The 21,752-nt window shown below is 73.1% G+C and carries 21 protein-coding genes; 14 read left to right on the top strand and 7 right to left on the bottom strand.

Going from position 1 to position 21,752, the window contains the following annotated elements; translation table 11 throughout:
- Window positions 1-77 precede the first annotated feature (77 nt).
- The 3 genes from panB (at window position 78) to ACIRQF_RS23745 (ending at window position 3,046) form a co-directional block, all read left to right on the top strand.
- A complete protein-coding gene (panB, locus tag ACIRQF_RS23755) occupies window positions 78-941 on the top strand; it encodes a 3-methyl-2-oxobutanoate hydroxymethyltransferase (protein WP_376637573.1) in 864 nt (287 codons plus the stop codon).
- Window positions 942-1,178: 237 nt separating this feature from the next.
- Window positions 1,179-2,192: an ATP-binding cassette domain-containing protein gene (locus ACIRQF_RS23750; protein WP_404094819.1), complete on the top strand. Its 1,014-nt coding sequence runs from the start codon at window positions 1,179-1,181 to the stop codon at window positions 2,190-2,192.
- Window positions 2,189-3,046, top strand: a complete 858-nt coding sequence (locus ACIRQF_RS23745; protein WP_404094816.1) for an ABC transporter permease — start codon at window positions 2,189-2,191, stop codon at window positions 3,044-3,046. The genes ACIRQF_RS23750 and ACIRQF_RS23745 overlap by 4 nt, the downstream gene beginning before the upstream one ends.
- A 14-nt stretch (window positions 3,047-3,060) precedes the next feature.
- Here the strand turns inward: ACIRQF_RS23745 and ACIRQF_RS23740 are convergent, their stop codons facing one another.
- Window positions 3,061-6,351: a BTAD domain-containing putative transcriptional regulator gene (locus ACIRQF_RS23740; RefSeq protein ID WP_404094814.1), complete on the bottom strand. Its 3,291-nt coding sequence runs from the start codon at window positions 6,349-6,351 to the stop codon at window positions 3,061-3,063.
- A 552-nt stretch (window positions 6,352-6,903) separates the two neighbouring features.
- Between ACIRQF_RS23740 and ACIRQF_RS23735 the strand changes: the two genes are divergently transcribed.
- Window positions 6,904-7,701, top strand: a complete 798-nt coding sequence (locus ACIRQF_RS23735) for a site-2 protease family protein (protein WP_376637235.1) — start codon at window positions 6,904-6,906, stop codon at window positions 7,699-7,701.
- A 61-nt stretch (window positions 7,702-7,762) separates the two neighbouring features.
- Here the strand turns inward: ACIRQF_RS23735 and ACIRQF_RS23730 are convergent, their stop codons facing one another.
- Window positions 7,763-7,942 carry a hypothetical protein gene (locus tag ACIRQF_RS23730; RefSeq protein WP_376637236.1) on the bottom strand — a complete coding sequence of 60 codons (180 nt, stop codon included), beginning with the start codon at window positions 7,940-7,942 and terminating at the stop codon, window positions 7,763-7,765.
- Window positions 7,943-8,034: 92 nt separating this feature from the next.
- Complete coding sequence (gene npdG, locus ACIRQF_RS23725; protein WP_404094812.1) at window positions 8,035-8,733, bottom strand: NADPH-dependent F420 reductase; 699 nt, start codon at window positions 8,731-8,733, stop codon at window positions 8,035-8,037.
- Between the two features lie 100 nt (window positions 8,734-8,833).
- On the opposite strand from npdG, the gene ACIRQF_RS23720 reads away from it, so the two are divergent.
- Window positions 8,834-9,439 carry a hypothetical protein gene (locus tag ACIRQF_RS23720; RefSeq protein ID WP_376637238.1) on the top strand — a complete coding sequence of 202 codons (606 nt, stop codon included), beginning with the start codon at window positions 8,834-8,836 and terminating at the stop codon, window positions 9,437-9,439.
- A 371-nt stretch (window positions 9,440-9,810) separates the two neighbouring features.
- Window positions 9,811-11,097 carry an MFS transporter gene (locus ACIRQF_RS23715; RefSeq protein ID WP_404094808.1) on the top strand — a complete coding sequence of 429 codons (1,287 nt, stop codon included), beginning with the start codon at window positions 9,811-9,813 and terminating at the stop codon, window positions 11,095-11,097.
- 73 nt (window positions 11,098-11,170) lie between these two features.
- Here ACIRQF_RS23715 and ACIRQF_RS23710 read toward each other — a convergent pair whose 3' ends face one another.
- Window positions 11,171-11,617, bottom strand: coding sequence for a plastocyanin/azurin family copper-binding protein (locus ACIRQF_RS23710; RefSeq protein WP_404094806.1), 447 nt, complete (start codon window positions 11,615-11,617; stop codon window positions 11,171-11,173).
- A gap of 200 nt (window positions 11,618-11,817) precedes the next feature.
- Between ACIRQF_RS23710 and ACIRQF_RS23705 the strand changes: the two genes are divergently transcribed.
- Window positions 11,818-12,414, top strand: coding sequence for an RNA polymerase sigma factor (locus tag ACIRQF_RS23705; protein ID WP_404094803.1), 597 nt, complete (start codon window positions 11,818-11,820; stop codon window positions 12,412-12,414).
- A 5-nt stretch (window positions 12,415-12,419) separates the two neighbouring features.
- Window positions 12,420-13,139: a hypothetical protein gene (locus ACIRQF_RS23700; RefSeq protein ID WP_404095467.1), complete on the top strand. Its 720-nt coding sequence runs from the start codon at window positions 12,420-12,422 to the stop codon at window positions 13,137-13,139.
- A 219-nt stretch (window positions 13,140-13,358) separates the two neighbouring features.
- On the opposite strand, the gene ACIRQF_RS23695 is transcribed toward ACIRQF_RS23700, so the two are convergent.
- A complete protein-coding gene (locus ACIRQF_RS23695) occupies window positions 13,359-13,589 on the bottom strand; it encodes a hypothetical protein (protein WP_376637242.1) in 231 nt (76 codons plus the stop codon).
- Window positions 13,590-13,647: 58 nt separating this feature from the next.
- Between ACIRQF_RS23695 and map the strand changes: the two genes are divergently transcribed.
- Complete coding sequence (gene map / locus ACIRQF_RS23690; RefSeq protein WP_376637243.1) at window positions 13,648-14,505, top strand: type I methionyl aminopeptidase; 858 nt, start codon at window positions 13,648-13,650, stop codon at window positions 14,503-14,505.
- Window positions 14,506-14,630: 125 nt separating this feature from the next.
- The gene (locus tag ACIRQF_RS23685) at window positions 14,631-15,284 is read left to right on the top strand and encodes a heme oxygenase (biliverdin-producing) (protein ID WP_376637244.1); all 654 of its coding nucleotides are present in this window, start codon (window positions 14,631-14,633) and stop codon (window positions 15,282-15,284) included.
- 27 nt (window positions 15,285-15,311) lie between these two features.
- Here ACIRQF_RS23685 and ACIRQF_RS23680 read toward each other — a convergent pair whose 3' ends face one another.
- Window positions 15,312-15,974, bottom strand: coding sequence for a PhzF family phenazine biosynthesis protein (locus tag ACIRQF_RS23680; protein ID WP_404094798.1), 663 nt, complete (start codon window positions 15,972-15,974; stop codon window positions 15,312-15,314).
- Window positions 15,961-16,800, bottom strand: coding sequence for a hypothetical protein (locus tag ACIRQF_RS23675; protein WP_404094795.1), 840 nt, complete (start codon window positions 16,798-16,800; stop codon window positions 15,961-15,963). Before ACIRQF_RS23675 ends, ACIRQF_RS23680 begins: the two co-directional genes overlap by 14 nt.
- 588 nt (window positions 16,801-17,388) lie before the next feature.
- Between ACIRQF_RS23675 and efeO the strand changes: the two genes are divergently transcribed.
- The 4 genes from efeO to ACIRQF_RS23655 are packed head-to-tail and all read left to right on the top strand — an operon-like array spanning window position 17,389 to window position 21,742.
- Window positions 17,389-18,546: an iron uptake system protein EfeO gene (gene efeO / locus ACIRQF_RS23670; protein ID WP_404094792.1), complete on the top strand. Its 1,158-nt coding sequence runs from the start codon at window positions 17,389-17,391 to the stop codon at window positions 18,544-18,546.
- A 14-nt stretch (window positions 18,547-18,560) separates the two neighbouring features.
- Window positions 18,561-19,859, top strand: a complete 1,299-nt coding sequence (gene efeB / locus ACIRQF_RS23665) for an iron uptake transporter deferrochelatase/peroxidase subunit (RefSeq protein ID WP_404094789.1) — start codon at window positions 18,561-18,563, stop codon at window positions 19,857-19,859.
- A 34-nt stretch (window positions 19,860-19,893) separates the two neighbouring features.
- A complete protein-coding gene (gene efeU / locus ACIRQF_RS23660; RefSeq protein WP_376637249.1) occupies window positions 19,894-20,772 on the top strand; it encodes an iron uptake transporter permease EfeU in 879 nt (292 codons plus the stop codon).
- On the top strand, window positions 20,732-21,742 hold the full coding sequence (locus ACIRQF_RS23655) for a hypothetical protein (protein ID WP_376637250.1): 1,011 nt from the start codon (window positions 20,732-20,734) through the stop codon (window positions 21,740-21,742). The genes efeU and ACIRQF_RS23655 overlap by 41 nt, the downstream gene beginning before the upstream one ends.
- Window positions 21,743-21,752: the final 10 nt, after the last annotated feature.

Raw genomic sequence — 21,752 nt, 5'->3', positions numbered from 1 at the left:
CCGCCGAAGTGCCACCATGGATGTGGTCCGGGGACGCCACAGGGCGCCTCGAGATGACAACAGAGGAGCCGTTCACCATGACGCTTCAGGCTGCCCAGAAACCGTCCGCCGACAGCAGCAAGGCGCTGTACGGGGGCAAGGGCACTCGCCGCATCACCGTCCACGACATCGCCGCCGCCAAGACCCGCGGCGAGAAGTGGCCCATGCTGACCGCCTACGACGCCATGACCGCCTCCGTCTTCGACGAGGCCGGCATCCCGGTGATCCTCGTCGGCGACTCCATGGGCAACTGTCACCTCGGCTACGACACCACCGTGCCCGTCACGATGGACGAGATGACGCTGCTCTCCGCCGCCGTCGTCCGCGGCACCAAGCGCGCGCTCGTCGTCGGTGACCTCCCCTTCGGCTCGTACCAGGAAGGGCCCGTCCAGGCCCTGCGCAACGCCACCCGGCTGGTCAAGGACGCCGGCGTCGGCGCGATCAAGCTCGAAGGCGGCGAGCGCTCGCTGCCGCAGACCGAACTGCTCGTCCAGGCCGGCATCCCGGTCATGTCCCACCTCGGCCTGACCCCGCAGTCCGTCAACACCATGGGCTACCGGGTGCAGGGCCGCAGCGACGAGGCCGCCCACAAGCTGCTGCGCGACGCCAAGGCGGCGCAGGACGCGGGCGCCTTCGCCCTGGTCCTGGAGCTCGTCCCGGCCGAGCTGGCCGCCGAGGTCACCCGCTCGCTGCACATCCCGACCATCGGCATCGGCGCCGGCCCCGACACGGACGCCCAGGTCCTCGTCTGGACCGACATGGCCGGTCTGACCGGCGGCAAGGTGCCGCGCTTCACCAAGCAGTACGCCAACCTGCGCGAGACGCTCGGCGACGCCGCCCGCGCCTTCGCGGAGGACGTGTCCGGCGGGGCGTTCCCCGCCGAGGAGCACACCTTCCACTGAGCCCCCAGGCCCCTGCGGAAACACCGACAGCCCGCCGACCGTCCCCCGTCGGCGGGCTGTCGCCGTACCCGGGACCGGCCGGGTCACCGGGCCCGGGACCGGCTGTCTCGCCGTGCCCGGGGACCGGCCGTCTCACCGTGCCCGGGGACCGGCCGACAGGCGTCGACGGCGCCTGTCGGTGCGTGTCGGCGGCCCTGTCGGTCGCCTGTCGGTGCGCTGTCGGTGGCGCCCTGTTCCATGAGGGACATGACGCGATCACACACCAACGCCGTCGAGGTACGGGGCCTCGTGAAGCACTTCGGCGAGACGAAGGCCCTCGACGGGGTCGACCTGGACGTCCGCGAGGGCACCGTCCTCGGGGTCCTCGGGCCCAACGGCGCCGGCAAGACCACCCTCGTCCGCTGCCTGTCCACCCTCATCGTCCCCGACGCCGGCACCGCCGTCGTCGCCGGTTACGACGTGGTGCGCCAGCCCCGCCAGCTGCGCCGCACCATCGGCCTCACCGGCCAGTACGCCTCGGTCGACGAGAAGCTGTCCGGCCGGGAGAACCTCTACATGATCGGGCGGCTGCTCGACCTCTCCCGCAAGGACGCCCGGGCCCGCGCCGACGAGCTCCTGGAGCGCTTCTCGCTCACCGAGGCCGCCAAGCGCCCCGCGATGAACTACTCCGGCGGCATGCGGCGCCGCCTCGACCTGGCCGCCTCGATGATCGGCCGGCCGGCCGTGCTCTACCTGGACGAGCCGACCACCGGTCTCGACCCGCGCACCCGCAACGAGGTCTGGGACGAGGTGCAGCGGATGGTCGCCGAGGGCGCCACCGTCCTGCTCACCACCCAGTACATGGAGGAGGCGGAGCAGCTCGCGAGCGAACTCACCGTCATCGACCGCGGCCGCGTCATCGCCAAGGGCGGCGTCGACGAGCTCAAGGCCCGCGTCGGCGGCCGCACCCTCCAGGTCCGCCCGGCCGACCCGGCCGACCTGACCGCCATGTCCGCCGCGCTGCGTGAGACCGGCCTCGACGGGGTCGCCGGCGCGACCGTCGTGCCCGACGAGGGCCTGCTGTACGTGCCGATCCTCAGCGACGAGCAGCTGACCGCCGTCGTGGGCCTGTTCGGCGCCCGCGGCTTCGGCATCACCCACATCGGCACCCACCTGCCCAGCCTCGACGAGGTGTTCCTCGCGATCACGGGCGAGAAGACGACCGCCACCGACGGCATCCGCGACGCGCTCACCCAGGAGGTCGCCGCATGAGCACCACCACCCTGTCCCAGTCCCCCGTCGGCTCCTCGGCCCCGGCGCCCGCCCAGCGGGCCGCGGACTCGTCCGACGGCCGGATCGGCCTGCGGGCCAACCTGCGCCACATCGGCGCCCTGGCCCGGCGCAACGCCCTCCAGATCAAGCAGGACCCGGAGTCGATGTTCGACGCCGTCCTGATGCCGATCATCTTCATCCTGCTGTTCACGTACGTCTTCGGCGGCGCGATGGCCGGCAAGGGCAACCAGTCCGACTACGTGAACTACCTGGTGCCGGGCCTGATGGCCATGATGGGCATGAACATCGCGATGGGCGTCGGCACCGGCATCAACGACGACTTCAAGAAGGGCGTCATGGACCGGTTCCGGACCATGCCGATCGCCCGCTCCTCGGTCCTCATCGCGAAGATCGTCGTCGAGATCGGCCGCATGCTGATCGCCACCACGATCCTGCTGGCCATGGGCTTCCTGCTCGGCCTGGAGATCCACACCTCGGTCCTCGGCCTCCTCGCCGCGATCGGCCTGTCGATGGTCTTCGGCGCCGCCCTGATGTGGATCTTCATCCTGCTCGGTCTCACCATGAAGACGGCCCAGGCCGTCCAGGGGATGGCGATGCTCGTGCTGATGCCGCTGCAGTTCGGTTCGTCGATCTTCGCCAAGCCGACCACGATGCCCGGCTGGCTGCAGACCTTCACCGACTACAACCCGCTGTCCAACCTCGCCGACGCCGCCCGCGGTCTGATCATCGGCGGCCCCGTCGCCCACTCGGCGTTCATGACGCTCGCCTGGGCGGCCGGCATCACCGTGGTCATGGCGCCGCTCGCGGTGTCCAAGTTCCGCAAGAAGACCTGATCCGCACAGGGGATTCAGGACTCGGCGCGTCCGTTGATCGCGTCGGCGCGTTCGAGCAGGGCGGCGGCCTCCTCTGCGGAGAGGCCGTCGCCCTCGGCGTACGCGGCCTCGAAGACGGCCTCGTCCCCGAGCGCGGACCGGGCGAGTTCGGTCGCCCGACGCCGGTTCTCCTGTTCCATCGGGGAGGGCAGATGGGCCGGCGGGAGCAGCGACTCGTACGCGCCGAGCAGGGTGGCGGCGGACCGCGCCGACGCCCCGCCGAGACCGGCGAGGGACCAGGCGGCGGTGATCAGATGGATCGCCGGCATCTGTGGGGCCACCATCATCGACAGGGCGCCCAGCGAGCGCTCGTACGCCCGGCGGGCCAGCGCGAACCCCGAGGCGTACCTCCCGTCCAGGTTGTCCACCCAGCCCAGGCTGCCGAGGGTGAAGCCCTCGAAGATGGAGTAGGTCTCGGACTTGAAGTCGGCGAGCAGCCGCAGCAGGTGCTCGCGCGCCTCGGCCGTGCGACCGGTGCGGCCGAGCAGGATCGCGAGGAAGATCCTGGCCGCCAGCATCGGCTCGTGGCCACGGCCGTGCTCGCCCTCCACCACCTCCCGCAGGATCCGCTCGGCCTCCTCGCGCCGGCCGGTCTCGATCAGCATGTCCGCGTACCGGGCGCGCAGGAGCGCCATCTGCGACTGGGCGCCGATGCGCTGCGCGTAGGCGATGGCGGCGGCGAAGTCCTCGGCGGCGCCCTCGAATTCCAGCCGGCGTTCGCGTGCCTCGGCGCGGGAGGACAGCGCCTCGGCCGCGCCCCACGCGTCGTCGAGGCGTACGAAGATCTCCAGGCTCTCCTCGGCGTCGGCGCCCGCCTGACGGGACAGGTCGGCGCGGTTGGCCATGAGGTTGGCGCGCAGCTGGAGGGCGTTGGCCAGCTCCCAGTCGTAGCCGTACCGGCGGCAGGCGTCGACGTTGGCGTCGAGGGCCTCCTGCATGCGGCCGGGCCGGCCGATGAGCAGCACCGCGAAGACGGCGAAGGAGCCGGGCACCCGGCAGGTCTGCGGCAGCCCCGGCGGGTAGACGCCGGTGATCAGCTTCAGCCGCTCGATCCCCTCCGGAGTGGTCCACCGGCCCGTCTCGTGGTCCATGTTCATCAGCTCGACGAGCCGCACCCCGCGCCGGGCCTCCCACAGCTGCTCCTCCGAGAGCGGCGGGGGCGCGGCCGTGCACGGCTCCTCCAGCGGTACGACCGGGGCGGGCGGCGAGCCGAACGGATCGGGTCCGAGCGCGGAGACGGACTCGGACCAGTGCAGGGCGTCGACGCGCAGGTCCCGCATGTTCCAGTACCAGAGCAGCGAGTGCACCAGCACCAGCGCCTCGTGCTCGTCCCGCGTGGCCACGGCCCGGCGCAGGGCGCTCCGCAGGTTTCCGTACTCGGCCCCGAACCGCGCGACGGCGGCCACCTGGCGGCCGGTGCGGAGTTCGGGGTCGGTGAGCCGCGCGAGCTCGCGGTAGTACGTCAGATGACGCCGCTCGGCGGCGTCCCGGTCCCCCGCCTCGTCGAGACGCTCGGCCGCGTACTCGGCCACCGTCTCCAGAAGCCGGTACCGCATCCCCGCCTCCGACTCCACCGCCACCACCAGCGACTTGTCCACCAGCGAACCCAGCAGCGACAACACCTCACCACCCGCAGCGCCCGGCACACCCTCACCGCACACCGCCTCGGCCGCCTCCAGATCACAACCGCCCGTGAACACCGCCAGCCTGCGCAGCACCGCCCGCTCCGAGGCGTCCAACAAGTCCCACGACCAGTCGACGACCGCACGCAGCGTCTGCTGCCGCGGCAGCACCGTCCGCGCCCCCGAGGTCAGCAACCGGAAACGGTCGTCCAGCCGCTCCGCGATCTGACGGACACCCAACATCCGCAAACGCGCCGCCGCCAGCTCGATCGCCAACGGCAGACCGTCCAGCCGCCGCACGATCTCCGCCGCCGCCTCCGCATCCTGCGCCACGTCGAAACCCGGCCGCACCGCGGCCCCCCGCTCACCGAACAGCCGCACCGCCGTCTCCCACGGCAACGGCCCCAACGGCCGCAGCACCTCCCCCGGCACCCCCAACGGCTCACGACTCGTCGCCAGCACCGACACCCCCGGACAACGCGCCAGCAGCACCTCCGCCAACTCCGCCGCCGCACCCACCACATGCTCACAGTTGTCCAGCAGGACCAGCATGTTGCGGTCCGCGCAGTGCTCCACGAGCCGGCCGGCCGGCTCCTCGCCGAGGCGCAGCTCCTCGGCGCCCGCACCGAAGAGCACCGTCTCTCGGGCGCCGACCCCGGCGAGCACGGCCTCGGTGACGGCCTCCGGGTCGGTGACGGGGGCGAGTTCGACGAACCAGACGCCGTCGCGCCACTCGTCGCTCACCCGCTCGGCGGCCTCCTGCGACAGCCGGGTCTTCCCGGCGCCGCCGGGGCCGAGCAGGGTGACGAGACGTCCGGTGCGCAGATCGCCCTGGAGGGCGGCGATGTCGTCCTCGCGGCCGACGAAGCTGGTGAGGCGGGTGCGCAGATTGCCCAGGGGCGGGCGGTGGGCGGGCGCGGTCCGTACCGGGGTGTCCAGCAACTCGGCGTGCAGGGAGCGCAGTTCCGGGGACGGATCGGCGCCGAGCCGCTCGGCGAGCTCGCGGCGGACCGACTCGTAGGCGGCGAGCGCCTCGGACGGCCGGCCTGTGTCGCGCAGGGCGCGGATCCGCAGGGCCTGCAGCGGCTCGTCCAGCGGGTGCTCCGCGCACAGGGCGGCGAGCTCGGGCAGCATGGCGGCGGCCTCGCCGAGGGCGAGCGCGGCGGTCAGCCTGGCGCGGCGGGCGTCGACCCGGCGGGCCTCCCAGCGGGCGCCCTCGGCGGCACGGTCGGGAAGGTCGGCGAGCGCCGGCCCCTTCCAGAGGGCGAGGGCCTCGTCGAGCAGCTCCGCGGCGGGGCGGGGGCGGCCGGCGTCCAGCTCGCGTAGGCCGTCGGCCGCGAGGCGGACGAAGCGGTGGGCGTCGACGTCGTCGGGCGTGGCGTCGAGGCGGTAGCCGCCGTCGACGGAGACCACGCGCTCGTGGCCGAGCGCCCGGCGCAGCCGGCCCACGAGCGCCTGCAGCGCGGCGACCGCGTCGGCGGGCGGCTCGGCCGCCCACACCTCGTCGACGAGCACCCCCACGGGCACGCCGCGTCCGGCCCGCAGCGCGAGCACGGTGAGCAGCGCGCGGACGCGGGGGCCGCCGACGGCGACGCTGCCTTCTGACGTGTGGGCCCGGGTGGGGCCGAGGACGGAATAGCGCACGGGGCCATTCTCCGCGAGGCACATGCCGCGGGCCCACGGGGTTTGTCCCGCCGCGCGCCGCGGACCCCAGGGGACCGCGCCCCGCCGCCCGCTGTGGGACCCACGGAGATCGCCCCGCCCGCCGCGGGACCCCGAGGTCACCCCGCCGCGCGCCACGGACCCACGAGGATCACCCGCCATCCGCCGTGGACCCGAGGATCACCGACCACCCGCCGCAGCCCCACGAGGGTCACCCCATCCGCCGTGGACCCGAGGATCACCCACCACCCGCCGCAGCCCCCACGAGGATCACCCCACCACCCCCGCAGACCCACGGAGATCACCCCACCACCCCCGCAGACCCACGGAGATCACCCACCACCCGCCGCGAGGCGTGACTCCGCCCCGAGCGGGAAGGCGGCGAGCGGGACGAGGGCGACCACGGGGCGGGCCGTGTCCGGACGGGGGCCGGTGGGGGCCCGGGGACGGAACCCGGATCGGGGGCCGATACGTTTCCCGGGCACGGCACACCCGCCGTGCCGCACCCTCACCGCGTCTTCCGGGAGTCCATCCATGGCCACGACCACGCATCGTCACGACGAGCGGCGGATCAGCCCCGTCTTCCTGGCGATCCTCGCGGTCATGGCCGTCACCGGCTGGGCCGTGTGGAGCGACTTCGCGGCGCTGCCGGGCCTGGCGGTGTTCCTGTTCGTGACCTCGGCGTGGGTCGTGTCGCTCTGTCTGCACGAGTACGCACACGCCCGCACCGCCCTGCACGGCGGGGACATCACCGTCGGGGCCCGCGGCTATCTGACCCTCAACCCGCTCGCGTACACCCACGCGGTCCTGAGCATCATCCTGCCGGTGCTCTTCGTGATCATGGGCGGCATCGGTCTGCCGGGCGGCGCGGTGTTCATCGACCGGAACCGGGTCCACGGCCGCTGGAAGCACAGCCTCATCTCCGCCGCCGGACCGCTCGCCAACGTCCTGTTCGCCGTCGTGTGCACCGCGCCGTTCTGGCTCGGCGCGCTCGACGGTGTGCCCCTCGCCTTCCAGTACGCACTCGCGTTCCTGGCGTTCCTGCAGGTGACGGCGGCACTCCTGAACCTGCTGCCGGTGCCGGGCCTGGACGGCTACGGCGTGGTCGAGCCCTGGCTGTCGTACGGCGTCAAGCGGCAGATCGAGCCGTTCGCTCCCTACGGCTTCTTCGTGGTGATCGCGCTGCTCTTCGTCCCGGCGGTCAACGGCGCCTTCTTCGACGCGATCGACGCCCTGTTGCGGGCGCTCGACGTGCCGGAGCTGTCCCGCTACTGCGGCTCGAACCTCTTCCGGTTCTGGCAGGAGACGCCGGAGTTCTGCCAGGTCGGCTGACTCCCGGTCGGCTGACTCCCGGTCGGTCGACGCCTGGTCGGTCGACGCCTGGTCCCGCCGGTCAGCCCTGGCTGCCGGCGGCCTGCTTCGCGCGCTTGATGGAGAACCACGCCATGTTCGAGGAGAGGCCGGCGAGCAGCACCCACACGATGCCGATCAGGCTGCCCTGGACGAAGGCGGCGACGGCCGCGGCGACGGCGAGCGCACAGACGACCAGGGCGTAGAGGGCGAGGCGGGGCATGGGGTCGGCTCCTGTCCGGATACGGCGTGTGGTGCCCGTCCAGTGTCCCCCATGCCCCGGTCCGCGCCGGTACCGGCTCCGGCCGGACCGGCTCAGACGTCCGTGACGCGCAGGCCCGCGTGGGCCTTGTAGCGGCGGTTCACCGAGATCAGGTTCGCGACCAGGGACTCGACCTGGTGGGCGTTGCGCAGCCGGCCGGCGAAGACGCCGCGCATGCCGGGGATGCGTCCGGCCAGCGCCTGGACGAGCTCCACGTCGGCCCGCACCTCGCCCAGGACCATCACGTCGGTGTCGATCTCGTCGATCGACGCGTCCTGGAGGAGCACCGCCGACAGGTGGTGGAAGGCGGCCGTGACCCGTGAGTCGGGCAGCAGCGCCGCGGCCTGTTCGGCGGCGGAGCCCTCTTCCGGCTTGAGCGCGTAGGCGCCCTTCTTGTCGAAACCGAGCGGGTTCACGCAGTCCACCACGAGCTTCCCGGCGAGCTCCTCGCGCAGCGACTCCAGGGTCTTGGCGTGGCCGTCCCACGGCACGGCCACGATCACGATGTCGCTGCGCCGTGCGCACTCGGCGTTGTCGGCGCCCTCGACGCCGAGGCCGATCTCGTCGGCCGCGGTCCGGGCGCGGTCGGCGGCACGCGAGCCGATGATCACCTTCTGGCCGGCCTTGGCGAGCCGGTAGGCGAGGCCGCGGCCCTGGTCACCGGTGCCGCCGAGGACACCGACGACGAGGCCGGAGACGTCCGGGAGGTCCCAGGGGTCCTTCGGGGCGGGTGCAGTGGTGGAGGAAGTCATGGCCTCGACATTACTGGCCGGTCGCCCCGGCCGGACCCGTCCGGGTGAGTCCGGCCCGAACACCCACCCGTGCGGCCCGGTCTCGGGCACCATGCGGCCCATGGACGCCGTACGTGTCGCACTGCTGCGCGAGGTACTGGCCGGGACCGAGTGGCCCGCCGCCGCCCGCCGGTTCGCCGGCTCGCTGCGGTCCTCCGTCGTCTCCCACGGCGGCGGTCTGCTCCTCGTCGGCACCGAGGAGTACGAGCCGTGGCACCTGGCCGCGCACCTCGTCGACGAGTCCGCCTGGTCGGGCCTTCCCGAGCTGGCCCCGACGCTCGTACGCCACCGGGTGCGGCCCGGCGACCCGGCTCACCTGGCGGTCGGGCTCGGGCGGATCGAGTCGGCGGGCCGCGGGGCGACGCTGCTGACGGTCGCGCCGTCGCGGCCCGGCGAGGGCCTGCTCGAACGGGTCCACGACGCGCGCCGGGCCGGGGCGACGGTGCTGTCCCTGGACGGCGGCGACACGGAACTGCTCGGCCTGGCGCACGAGACGCTGACGGTGCCGGCGGACGCGGAGGTGGACCTGGACACCGTGCAGCACCTGGTGAGCGCGGCCACCGGCGAGAACTGTCCGCCGCCCGCCCCCCGCGGCCGCCTCCGCTTCCGCGACCGCCTCTCGCGCCTCGCGGACCAGCTGACGGCCCCGCCGCCGGAGCGGTGGTGAGGACGGCCGACGACGGCGGGGAGGGTCCGGGGTCCCCGCGGGGGTGGGGGTGTCCGGACGCGGCGGCGACCTTCCCGAGCGAAGGGAAGGGAGGCGAAGGAAAGCTCGCAGCCCTGACGCCCCGCCCCGGCGGGGGGCTCGGACCCTGAAGGCCCAGGCGGCGGGACCCCGCGGGGACCGGGACCACGCCGGGACCGGGACCACGCCGGGACCGGGACCACGCGGGGACCGGGACCACGCGGGGACCTGGACCACGCGGGGACCTGGACCACGCGCACCTACTGAGCCGGGCGGGCAGGCCGCCGGCGCGCGCACGCGCGGCCCCGTAAATGGGTTGCCCGACGGGATCGCCGCGCCGAGCATGACCCCTCGTGAAACGCCTTGCCCGTCTGTTCCCCGATCTCGCGCCCTGGCGCTCCTCCCGTGACTTCCGGCTGCTCTGGGTGCAGGGGATCGTCGCCTTCTTCGCGAGCTTCATGGCGCTGATCGCGCTGCCGCTGCAGATCAAGGATCTGACCGGATCGCCGTTCGCGGTCGGTGCGATGGGGGCCGTGGAGCTGGTGCCGCTCGTGGTGTTCGGCCTGTACGGCGGGGCGCTCGCCGACGCCGTCGACCGGCGGAAGGTGATCGTGGCGACGGAGGCCGGGCTCGGCGTCCTCGCCCTGGTCCTGCTGCTCAACGCGCTGCTGCCGCGGCCGCTGCTGTGGCCGCTGTACGTCGTCGCCGCCGGCGTCTCGGCGCTCGCCGGACTGCAACGGCCGGCGCTCGACTCGCTGATGGCCCGGATCGTGCCGCACGAGCAGCAGACGGCGGCCGCCGCGCTGAACTCGCTGCGCTGGCAGGTGGGCTCCATCGCCGGGCCCGCGCTCGCGGGCCTGGTCGTCGCCTACGCGGGGCACGCGCCCGCGTACGCGGTCGCCGTCGCCGGTTTCGTCGCGTCGGTGCTGTTGTGCCGCCGCCTCTCGCCCGCGCCGCCGGCGCACGACGCCGACAAGCCGTCGCTGCGCGGGATCGTGGAGGGCGCGCGGTACGCGTGGTCGCGGCCGGTGCTGCTCGGCACGTACGCGATCGACCTCGCGGCGATGTTCTTCGCCTTCCCGAACACGATCTTCCCGTTCCTCGCCGACGAGCTCGACGCGGACTGGTCGCTCGGCCTGATGTACGCGGCCGGCTCGGTCGGCTCGCTCGTGCTGGGGCTGACCAGCGGCTGGACGTCGAAGGTGCGCCGGCACGGCCTGCTCGTGGTGGCCGGAGCGACCGGCTGGGGGCTGGCGATCACGGCCGCGGGCTGGTTCGGCAACATCTGGCTGGTACTGCTCTGCCTCGCGTTCGCGGGCGCCGGCGACATGCTGAGCGGCCTGGGCCGCTCGACCATCTGGAACCAGACCATCCCGGAGGAGCTGCGCGGCCGCCTCGCGGGGATCGAGGTCCTCTCGTACAGCGTCGGCCCGCAGCTCGGGCAGGTCCGCGCGGGCACGACGGCCGGCTGGACGGGCACCCGGGCGGCGGTCTGGTCGGGCGGTCTCGCGTGCGTCGCGTCGGTGGGCCTGCTGTGCCTCGCGCTGCCGAAGCTGCTGGCCTACGACGCCACGACGGACGAGGACGCGCTGGCCCGCAAGGCCCGGCAGGACGAGCTCGCGGCGGCCGGGAGTTCCTAGGAGGCCGTGTCCGTGAGGTCCCGCCGGGCCCGCCGTGGCCGGCCGGACCGACAGGGCACCCCCCGAGACCCGGTCAGTAGCCGGTGTTCGGTGACGCGCCGCCGACCGTGATCTGCGTCTTCATGCCCAGGTCCTTGTGCCCGTCGACGGGGCAGTAGATCGTGTAGGTGCCGGACTTCAGCGTCACGTTCAGGGTGTCGGACTCTCCGGGGCCGAGCGTCCTGGTCTTGTTCTCCCCGCCGGAGCCCTCGATCTCCAGGGCGTGGGTGTGCTGCCCGGTGTTCTTCACCACGAAGGCGTACGGGCCGGGTTCGAAGCTCTGCTTCGACAGGGTGATGCGGTAGTCGGCGAGGTCGGCGTCGACCCGGGTCGCTCCCGCCGTGGTCGTCGTCGGACTCGGGGGCGGGGTGGTGGTGCCTCCGCCGTTGTCGCCGTTGTCGCCGCAGGCGGCGAGCAGGGCGGTGAGGGCGCCGGCCGCCAGGCCGAGCGCGACGCGGTTCCGGGTGCGTGGATAGGTCATGGTTCGGTCCTCCGCAGGGGATACGTCCGGGCCACGGCGGCGGATTGCGGCGGACAATGGGCGCAGGCCCTCCCTCCGGGAAGGCAATCCCTTCGGGGAGGTCATCCCCGGGGGAGGTCATCCCCGGGGGAGGCAATCCCCGGGGGAGGTCATCCCTGGGGGAGGCAATCCCTGCGGGGCGACGGAACGTATCCACGGGTATGCGGAGCATGGGCCCGTCTCTGGGGCGGGTACCCGACGAGGCACTGCTCTCCGGTCTCACCACGGGCGACCCGGAGATCGCGGTGGCCTTCGTGCGCCGCTTCCAGCGCACCGTCTTCGGGGTGGCCGTCGCCGTCGTCGGCGACCCCCAGCTCGCCGAGGACATCGCCCAGCAGACCTTCGAACGGGCCTGGCGGCACGCCCAGATCTACGACTCGCGGCGCGGCTCCGTACGGACCTGGCTGACGACCATCGCGCACCACCTGGCGATCGATGCCGTACGGGCCAGGCGGGCCAGCCCCGTAGCGCCCGAGGACCTGGACGCGCTGCTCGGGGTCGTGACGGAGACGCCCGAGCGGCGGGCCCTCGCCGAGGAGGGTTCGGAGCGGGTCCGGCGCGCCGTGGCGACGCTGCCGCGGGAGCAGGCGCGGGCGCTGGTGATGGCGGGGATCTACGGGATGACGGCGCGCGAGGTCGCCGGAATGGAGGGCATCCCCCTCGGCACGGCCAAGACCAGGATCCGGACGGCGACGATCAAGGTGCGGGCGCTCCTGGGGAACGAGGCGGAGCGGCGGGACCCGGAGGCGGGGCGGTGAGCGGCATGGAGTGCGCGCGGCTGCGGGAGCTCGGCGCCGAACTGGCGCTCGGCGTCCTGCCGGCCCGGGAGCGGGCCGAGGCGGTCGCCCATCTGGACCGCTGCGCGGACTGCCGGGAGTACGTCGAGCAGCTGACCCCGGTGGAGGACGGTCTGCTGGGGCTGCTGCCGGAGGCGGAGCCGCCGGTGGGGTTCGAGACGCGGGTGGCGCAGGCGCTGCATCCGCCGCCGGTCCGGGCGCGGTGGCGGCGCGGGAGGGTGCGGCTCGCGTCGGTGGCCGTGGCCGCCGCGCTCGCCTGCGGCTTCGCGGGGTGGGCGGTCGGCACGGTCGTGGAGAGCGCGCCGCCGGCCGTCGAGCGGCAGGCGGACCTCCTGGAGACGGCCCTGGTCTCGCAGGGACACCCGGTCGGGCGGATCTACGCCCACCCGGGCGAGGGCGAGGGCGCGGGTGGCTGGGTGTACATGTCCGTGGACCTGGCGGGGGCGGGCCCGGGGCCGGTCCGGTGCCTCCTCGTCCGGGCCGACGGGTCGGCGGTGCCGGTGGGGTCGTTCCCGCTCAGGGGCGGCTACGGGTACTGGGGTGCGCCGGCCGATATCGACCCGGCGACGGTGACCGGCGCCCGGCTGGTGGCCCCGGACGGCACCGTCCTGGCCACGGCCCACTTCCCGGCGCCGGCGGGTGCGGGGGCCGGCCCCGTGGGCCCGGCCCCCGCCGCGGCGCGGTAGGGCCTGTCCGGCGGACCGGGCCGGACCGGGAGGCGGTGCCACACGCGGCGGGCACGGGGAACGGACGCCGTCAGCCGGCAGGGGCCGGAAGGCTCGACCCAGGCCGCTTCCCGGCAACCGACGACGACGCGGCGAGCGTGCGTGCCGGACGCCGCGAGGGCAACGCGGCGAGCGTGCGTGCCGGACCCCGCGAGCCCGGCAGGATCCGAAAGAGACTGCCTAGCCCTCGGGCTCGTCCTTGCCGCCCTTGTCGTGCCAGCGGGGGTCGGTGTCCCACTCCAGGTTCCGCTCCTCGGCGGTCTGCATGGCGTGGGCGGCCTCCTCACGGCTGGTGTACGGGCCGAAGCGGTCCTTCGCCGGGCAGTCGGGGCCCTCCTCGACCTTCTTGTGCTGCAGGCAGTAGTACCACTCGCCCGGCTTACCCGCCGTGCGCTTCTTGAACAGGGCCATCCTCGGCTCCTTCCTCCGTCATCATGCTGCCCCAGACACGGTCGTTAGACTCGCTGACATGTCTGGCCAGTCGCTTCTCGTACCGGGGGAGCTGTCCCCCCACCGTTCCGTTCCGGGGTCCATCCGCCGCCCCGAGTACGTCGGAAAGCCCGCCCCCACCCCGTACTCCGGCCCGGAGGTGCAGGACTCCGACACCATCGAGCGGATGCGCATCGCCGGCCGCATCGCCGCGCAGGCGATGGAGGAGGCCGCCAAGCACATCGCTCCGGGCGTCACCACGGACGAGCTGGACCGGGTCGCCCACGAGTACATGTGCGACCACGGGGCCTACCCGTCCACGCTCGGCTACCGCGGCTTCCCCAAGTCGCTGTGCTCCTCGGTCAACGAGGTCATCTGCCACGGCATCCCCGACTCGACCGTCCTGAAGGACGGCGACATCGTGAACCTGGACGTGACCGCGTACATCGGCGGAGTCCACGGCGACAACAACGCCACCTACCTGTGCGGAGACGTCGACGAGGAGTCGCGGCTGCTCGTCGAGCGGACCCGGGAGTCCCTGAACAGGGCGATCAAGGCGGTCAAGCCGGGCCGCCAGGTCAACATCATCGGCCGGGTCATCGAGTCGTACGCCAAGCGCTTCGGCTACGGCGTCGTGCGGGACTTCACGGGGCACGGAATCAACTCGTCCTTCCACTCCGGGCTGATCATTCCGCACTACGACTCCCCGCACCACACCACCGTGATCCAGCCGGGCATGACGTTCACGATCGAGCCGATGCTGACGCTGGGCACGCACGAGTACGACATGTGGGACGACGGCTGGACCGTGGTGACCAAGGACCGGAAGCGGACGGCGCAGTTCGAGCACACGCTCGTGGTGACCGAGACCGGGGCCGAGATCCTCACGTTGCCCTGACCCCTCCGCGGGGTAGCGTTCTTACCGACAGGGCGTCGGGAACCAGTTGACTTAGGCATACCTAAGTCGACACGATCGGCAGTGGTTCCCGACCCCTACGGTCCCGACGGCCCCGGAGGCATGCCTTGGACACCCCCTTCTCGACGCTCATCCGCACCGCCTCGCACGAACAGCACACCGAGGCCGAGTCGTCGACGTTCATGAGCGACCTCCTCGGCGGCCGGCTGGCCGTGGACGCCTACGCGCGCTACACGGAGCAGCTCTGGTTCGTGTACCGCGCCCTGGAGGACGGCGCGGAGGCGCTGCGGACCGACCCGGTCGCCGGGCCCTTCATACAGCCGGAGCTGTTCCGGACGGCCGCCCTGGAGCAGGACCTCGCGCATCTGCGCGGACCCGGCTGGCGCGCCGGGCTCACGGCCCTGCCCGCCACCGAGTCCTACGCGGCACGGGTCGCCGAGTGCGCCCGTGACTGGCCCGCGGGCTACGTCGCCCACCACTACACGCGCTATCTGGGCGACCTGTCGGGCGGTCAGATCATCCGCGACAAGGCCGAACGCACCTGGGGCTTCACACGCAAGGGCGACGGCGTCAGGTTCTACGTCTTCGAGGGCATCGCCAACCCGGCCGCCTTCAAGCGGGGGTACCGGGAGCTGCTCGACGGGGTGAACGCGGACGACCTGGAGAAGCAGCGGATCGTCGACGAGTGCAAGCGCGCCTTCGACTTCAACGGCGCGGTCTTCCGGGAGCTGGCGGGCGAGTTCCCGCTCAGCGCCGCCTGACGCCCGCCCGCCAGGGCAGGCGGCCCCTCAGACGGTCAGGGTCCGCTCCAGCCGGACCCGGCCGCCGAGTTCCACGATGCCGTCGGGGCCGGGGGCGGTGAGCAGCTGGGAGCCCCGGCCCTGGGTGATGTTGAGCGCCCGGCCCAGTTCTGCGGTGAGCAGCAGCGCAGCCGCACCGGTCGCCTCGTCCTCGTCGATGCCGTCGCCGCGGCCGGGGAACGCGCGCGCCCTGATCCGCCCGGCGGCCTCCTCCTCCCAGGCCCAGGCGTAGATCCACTCCCCCGGCTCGGGCACGGCCAGGTCCTCGACCTCGGCGGCGGACCCGTACTGCCGCAGCGTGCGCGGCGGCGCCCACTCGGCGCGCGCCTCGATCCAGGTGAACTCCCCGTCGCCCCGCACCCACACCTCGCCGGCCGGCGGACGGACGACCTCCAGGTCGAGCAGCCAGGCGGCGCCGACGAGCGGGTGCCCGGCGAAGGGCAGCCGCAGCCCGGGGGTGTAGATGTCGACGATCCCGTGCTCGGGGTCGTCGACGAACACGGTTTCGCTGAAGCCGAGTTCCTTGGCCAGCGCCTGCCGCGAGCCCTCGTCGGGGTACCCGCGCGCGTCCCGCACGACCCCGAGGGCGTTGCCGTGGCGGCCGTCGCCCGCGCAGAAGACCCGAAGGACGTCGATGTCAGTCGTGTTCATGCCGGAATTCAACCACCCACGCGTCCCACTCGGCGGGTCCGCCGGGAATCGGCGGGGCGAGCGTGCGGGCCTCGCCGTACGGGGCGCAGGCGAGCGCACGGGCGTAGCGCAGGGCCAACACCTCCCGCTCCGCCTCCCGCTCGGGCGGGAGTACGCCCAGTCGCCGCTCGAAGCCCTCCACGGTCCCGCCCTGGACGACTCCCACGGTCTCCTCGCCCGCACCCCGCGCCAGGACCACCGCCTCCGGCTCCCGCCCCTCCGCGAGTGCGGCCACCGCCCGGTCATGGCCGTCGAGAAGCACCCAGCCGTCGAAGGCCGAGAGCCACAACAGCAGGACGGGCGGCAGGACGTCCTCGCGCACCAGCCGGCGGTACGCCTTCACGCGCGGGGCGTCGGGGGCGGAGAGCGGTCGCAGCGGCAGCACGCCGTTCCAGCCGTCGTTCCAGTCGAGACGGGCCGTGGGCCAGTCCTGGACGAAGTCGCCCCGCCAGACGTACGGGGCGAACCCGGACCGGCGGGCGAGCAGCAGACGGTCGGCGTACAGCGGGCCCCGGTCGGAGGCCTCCAGGCCGCTCGCGAACCGGTGGAGCCAGTCGGGCCGGGGCCGCGCCTCGGCGGCCCGCAGCGGCGGGAGCGGCGAGCGGTAGCCGGCGCGGCGGTGCACGGTGACGCCCCCGCGGTCCTCGTCGACCCGCGCGAGGAGGACGGGGCGCTCTCCCTGGCGGAGCAGCATGCGGCGGCCGTCGGTCATCTCCATGCGGAGGGCGGGCAGTCGGTCGGCGTGACCGGTCAGGACCAGGGCTCCGGGGAGGATCTCTCGGCGCATGCCCCGCACGGTATCTGGGCACGCGGCCAGGCCGCACCGGCTCGTGCGGTGCTTGCCCTGCCCGTGAGGCGATGCTGCCGCAGGCCGCCGAGCCATCCTCCCCCTTCCCCTTCCCCTCCCCCTCCCCCTTCCCCGTCGCCGAGCCGGTCCGGAGGGGCCGGGCGCCCTGGGCGAGCACGGCCCGGGAGGACGAGGACGCCTCGGCGGCCGCGGAGGCGCCGGCGACTACCGGGGGCGGCCGGTCCGGGCGGCGGACGGGCCGCGGGGGCCGAGCCGCCGGCCGGCGGAGCTGCCCGACGGGCCGTGCTCAGCGGGGTCTACCCGCAGCCGGTCGAGGGGCTGCCACATCCGCGCACAGGCTTCCCGCGGCCCTACCGGTCGGTAACCCAAACAAGGGCAATCCGCCCGCCTTTACCCTCCCTTGACCTTGCCATGAAATCCCCATGAGCCCGCTGTGACCGAGCCGTGTCCGGTTCGCCGGACCTGAGAGCTGAATCACTGGACGGGCGGGTATTGCTGAGGTAAGCCTCGGTTAAGTTAGGTCCGCCTCACCCCGTCCCCGCCGTTCAGTCCCCGAGTGGAGCCCACATGCGAGCCGTCCGTCTCTCCGTCGTCACCGCCGCCGCCACCGCGGCGACTCTGGCCGCCGTCACGGGCTGCACCCAGAAAAGCGACTCGAAGGGCGACGACGGCGCGATCCAGGTGATCGCGAAGGACGACTCCTGCGAGGTCTCGAAGAAGGACTTCCCGGCCGGCCACGTGAAGCTGAACGTGGAGAACCGCGGCAGCAAGGTCACCGAGGTCTACGTCCTCTTCCCGGACGACCGGATCGTCACCGAGCGCGAGAACATCGGCCCCGGCACCAAGGCCACCATCACCGCCGAGATCAAGGCCGGCGACTACGCGATCGCCTGCAAGCCCGGCATGAAGGGCGACGGCATCCGCCAGCAGGTCAAGGCCACCGGCGCGGGCGCCGCGGCCGCCAAGCGCTCCCCGGAGATGGACGCCGCCGTCGCCGCCTACCGCCAGTACGTCCAGGCGCAGGCCGACGAGACCCTGCCCAAGGTGAAGCTCTTCACCGACGCCGTCCGCGCCGGTGACGTCGAGGCCGCCAAGAAGGCCTACGCCGAATCCCGCATCGGCTGGGAGCGCACCGAGCCGGTCGCCGAGTCCTTCGGCGACATCGACCCGAAGGTCGACGTCCGCGAGGACGGCCTGGAGGCCGGCCAGAACCCGGCCACGGACTGGACCGGCTGGCACCGCCTGGAGAAGGCGCTGTGGCAGGACAAGAAGATCGGCGCCCGGGAGAAGCAGCTCGCCGACCTGCTCGACAAGGACCTCTCCGACTGGCAGAAGCGGGTCGGCAAGGCGGAGATCACCCCGACCTCCATGGCCAACGGTGCCAAGGAGCTCCTGGACGAGGTCGCGTCCGGCAAGGTCACCGGCGAGGAGGAGCGCTACTCGCACACCGACCTGGTCGACTTCAAGGCCAACGTCGAGGGTGCCCAGAAGTCCTTCGAGCTCCTGAAGCCGGTCGCGCAGAAGAACGACCCCCAGCTGGTCGCCGAGCTCGACAAGCAGTTCGCGGCGCTGAACACCCTGCTCGACAAGTACCGCGCGGACAAGGCGAGCTACGTCTTCACCTCGTACGAGAAGGTCGGCGAGGAGCAGCGCAAGGAGCTCTCGGACGGCGTGAACGCGCTGGCCGAGCCGCTCTCGAAGCTCGCCGCCGCCGTCGTGAAGTAAGGGGGGCCACCACGATGACCACGCACTCCACGAACCCGGAGAACTCCGCGGAACCCGCGACGTCCGAGGCGCCGGCCGCGGCCGCTCCCTCCCGCCGTTCCGTGATCGGCTGGGGCGGTGCCGGCCTCGCGCTCGGCGCCGCCGCGGCCGGCGGCGCCGTCGCCCTCACCCGGGGCGGCGACACCGCCGTGCCAGTCGCCGAGAGCGGCGCGGCCGTCCCCTTCCACGGCGAGCACCAGGCCGGCATCGCCACCCCCGTCCAGGACCGGCTGCACTTCGCGGCCTTCGACGTGAAGACGAAGGACCGCGCGGAGCTGATCCAGCTCCTGAAGGACTGGACCCGGGCCGCCGAGCGCATGACGGCCGGCCACGAGGTCGGCGAGGGCGCCTACGGCGGTCTGCCGGAGGCCCCGCCGGACGACACGGGCGAGGCGCTCGGCCTCAAGCCCTCCCGGCTGACCCTCACGATCGGCTTCGGCCCCTCGCTCTTCGACGGGCGCTTCGGGCTGCAGGGCAAGCGGCCCGGGGCCCTGGTGGACCTGCCCAAGTTCCCGGGCGACAACCTGGACCCCGCGCGCAGCGGCGGCGACCTGTGCGTCCAGGCCTGCTCCGACGACCCCCAGGTCGCCGTGCACGCCATCCGCAACCTGGCGCGGATCGGCTTCGGCAAGGTCGCGGTGCGCTGGTCGCAGCTGGGCTTCGGCAAGACGTCCTCGACGACCCCGGACGCCCAGACCCCGCGCAACCTGTTCGGCTTCAAGGACGGCACCCGCAACATCGCGGGCACCGAGACCGCCCGCCTTGCCGAGCACGTGTGGGTGTCCGGCAAGGACGCCGAGGGTCCGGCCGCGTGGCTGGACGGCGGTTCCTACCTGGTCGCCCGGCGCATCCGGATGAACGTCGAGACCTGGGACCGCACCCCGCTGGCCGAGCAGGAGGACATCTTCGGCCGCGACAAGAAGGAAGGCGCGCCCGTCGGCAAGGCGAAGGAGCACGACGAGCCGTTCCTGAAGGCGATGAAGCCGGACTCGCACGTGCGGCTGGCCCACCCCGACACCAACGGCGGCGCGACCATCCTGCGCCGCGGCTACTCCTTCACCGACGGCACGGACGGCCTCGGCCGTCTGGACGCGGGACTGTTCTTCCTGGCGTACCAGAAGGACGTGCGCAAGGGCTTCATCCCGGTGCAGACCTCGCTGTCCCGCAACGACGCTCTGAACGAGTACACCCAGCACGTCGGTTCGGCGATCTTCGCGGTCCCGCCGGGCGTCCGCGACAAGGACGACTGGTGGGGCCGGGCGCTGTTCGCGTAGCTCGGAACTCTCGTAACTCCGGAAGGGAACCGACGTGTTCGGGAACTATCTGATCGGCCTGCGTGAGGGGCTCGAGGCCAGCCTGGTCGTCTGCATCCTCATCGCCTACCTGGTGAAGACGGGGCGCCGTGACGCCCTGCGGCCGATCTGGATCGGCATCGGTGTCGCGGTCGGGCTCGCGCTCGCCTTCGGCGCCGGGCTCGAGTTCGGCTCGCAGGAGCTGACCTTCGAGGCTCAGGAGGCACTCGGCGGCTCGCTGTCGATCCTGGCCGTGGGCCTGGTGACCTGGATGGTCTTCTGGATGCGTCGGACCGCCCGGCACCTGAAGGCGGAGCTGCACGGCAAGCTGGACGCCGCCCTGCAGATGGGCACGGGCGCGCTGGTCGCGACCGCGTTCCTGGCGGTGGGCCGCGAGGGCCTGGAGACGGCGCTGTTCGTGTGGGCGTCGGTGCGGGCCTCCTCGGACGGCTCCTACGCGCCGCTGGTCGGCGTGGTCCTGGGCCTGCTCACGGCGGTGTTCCTGGGCTGGCTGTTCTACCGGGGCGCGCTGCGGATCAACCTGGCGAAGTTCTTCACCTGGACCGGCGGCATGCTGGTCGTGGTGGCGGCGGGCGTCCTCGCGTACGGCGTGCACGACCTCCAGGAGGCGCGCTTCCTGGGCGGCCTGGAGAACAAGGCCTTCGACATCTCCGAGACGATCGCGCCGGACGGCTGGCTCGGCACCCTCCTGAAGGGCGTCTTCAACTTCCAGCCCGACCCGACGGTCCTTCAGGTCACGGTGTGGGCGCTCTATCTGATCCCCACGCTCGCGATCTTCCTGGCCCCGGTAGGGTCGGGTCCGTCCCAGCGGGTGGAGAAGCAGAAGGCGACCGATGAGAAGGCTGACGCGAACCGGGCGGAAGCGGCCGGCTGACACGCTCCTCGCGGCGGTGACGGCCACCGGCCTGGCGCTGACCGCGAGCGGCTGTGTGACGGTGCACGGCGAGCGGGAGCTGATTCCCGCGACGAGCCGGGCCGAGGCCGATCAGGCCCTCGAGGACTTCACCGAAGCCTTCAACAAGGCCGACAAGGCCTACGACCCGACGCTCGACGCGGGCCGGGTCACCGGCCCGCTCGGCGAGATCAACCAGGCGGGCCTGAGGTCGCGTCAGGTCAGCAGCCCCGGCGGCAACAAGGACCACCGGCCGCTGCAGCTCACCGACGCCACCTACGCCATACCCCGGAAGGCCGGCTGGCCGCGCTGGTTCGTCGCGGACACCGACTCCAACCGGGACACCGACCAGGGCCCCGGCGACAACCGCTGGGTCCTGGTCTTCGTGCGCGCGGCCGCGGCGGAGCCGTGGCAGGTCGCCTATCTGTCGATCCTGGCCCCCGACAAGGTCCCCGCCTTCAGGACCGAGGCCGGATACGCCGTTCCGGTCGCGGCCGGCACGAAGGACCTGGCCGTCGCGCCGGCGGAGCTGGGCGAGCGGTACGTGGCGTTCCTCAAGGACGGGCAGCAGGGGCCGTTCGCGGCCGGCCCGGACACCACCGAGTGGCGGGCCGAGCGGAAGAAGGCGGCCAACCGGCCCGGGCTCGTCACGCAGTACGTCGACCAGCCGGAGAACCGCGGGGACTTCGCGCCGCTGGGCCTGGCCACGGAGGACGGCGGCGCCCTGGTCTTCTTCGCCACCCGCTACTTCGAGCGGCAGACGGCCGCTCCGGGCTACCGGCCGAAGGTGGGCAAGGACGTGAAGGCGCTGATGACCGGCGAGGTCAGGAACACGGTCACCAAGCGCTGGGTGTCCAGCCAGGCGGTCCTGGTGAAGCCGGCGGGCACGGCGGCCGACGGGGTCGTGGTCCTGGGCCGGCTCCAGGGTGTGACGGCGGCGGAGGGGTCGTAGCGTCGCGGGC

The sequence above is a fragment of the Streptomyces sp. NPDC101191 genome, assembly GCF_044767915.1.
Taxonomy (GTDB): Bacteria; Actinomycetota; Actinomycetes; order Streptomycetales; family Streptomycetaceae; genus Streptomyces.
The sequence above is the reverse complement of the archived record's forward strand: the minus strand, read 5'-3'. Positions and strand labels throughout refer to the sequence as shown.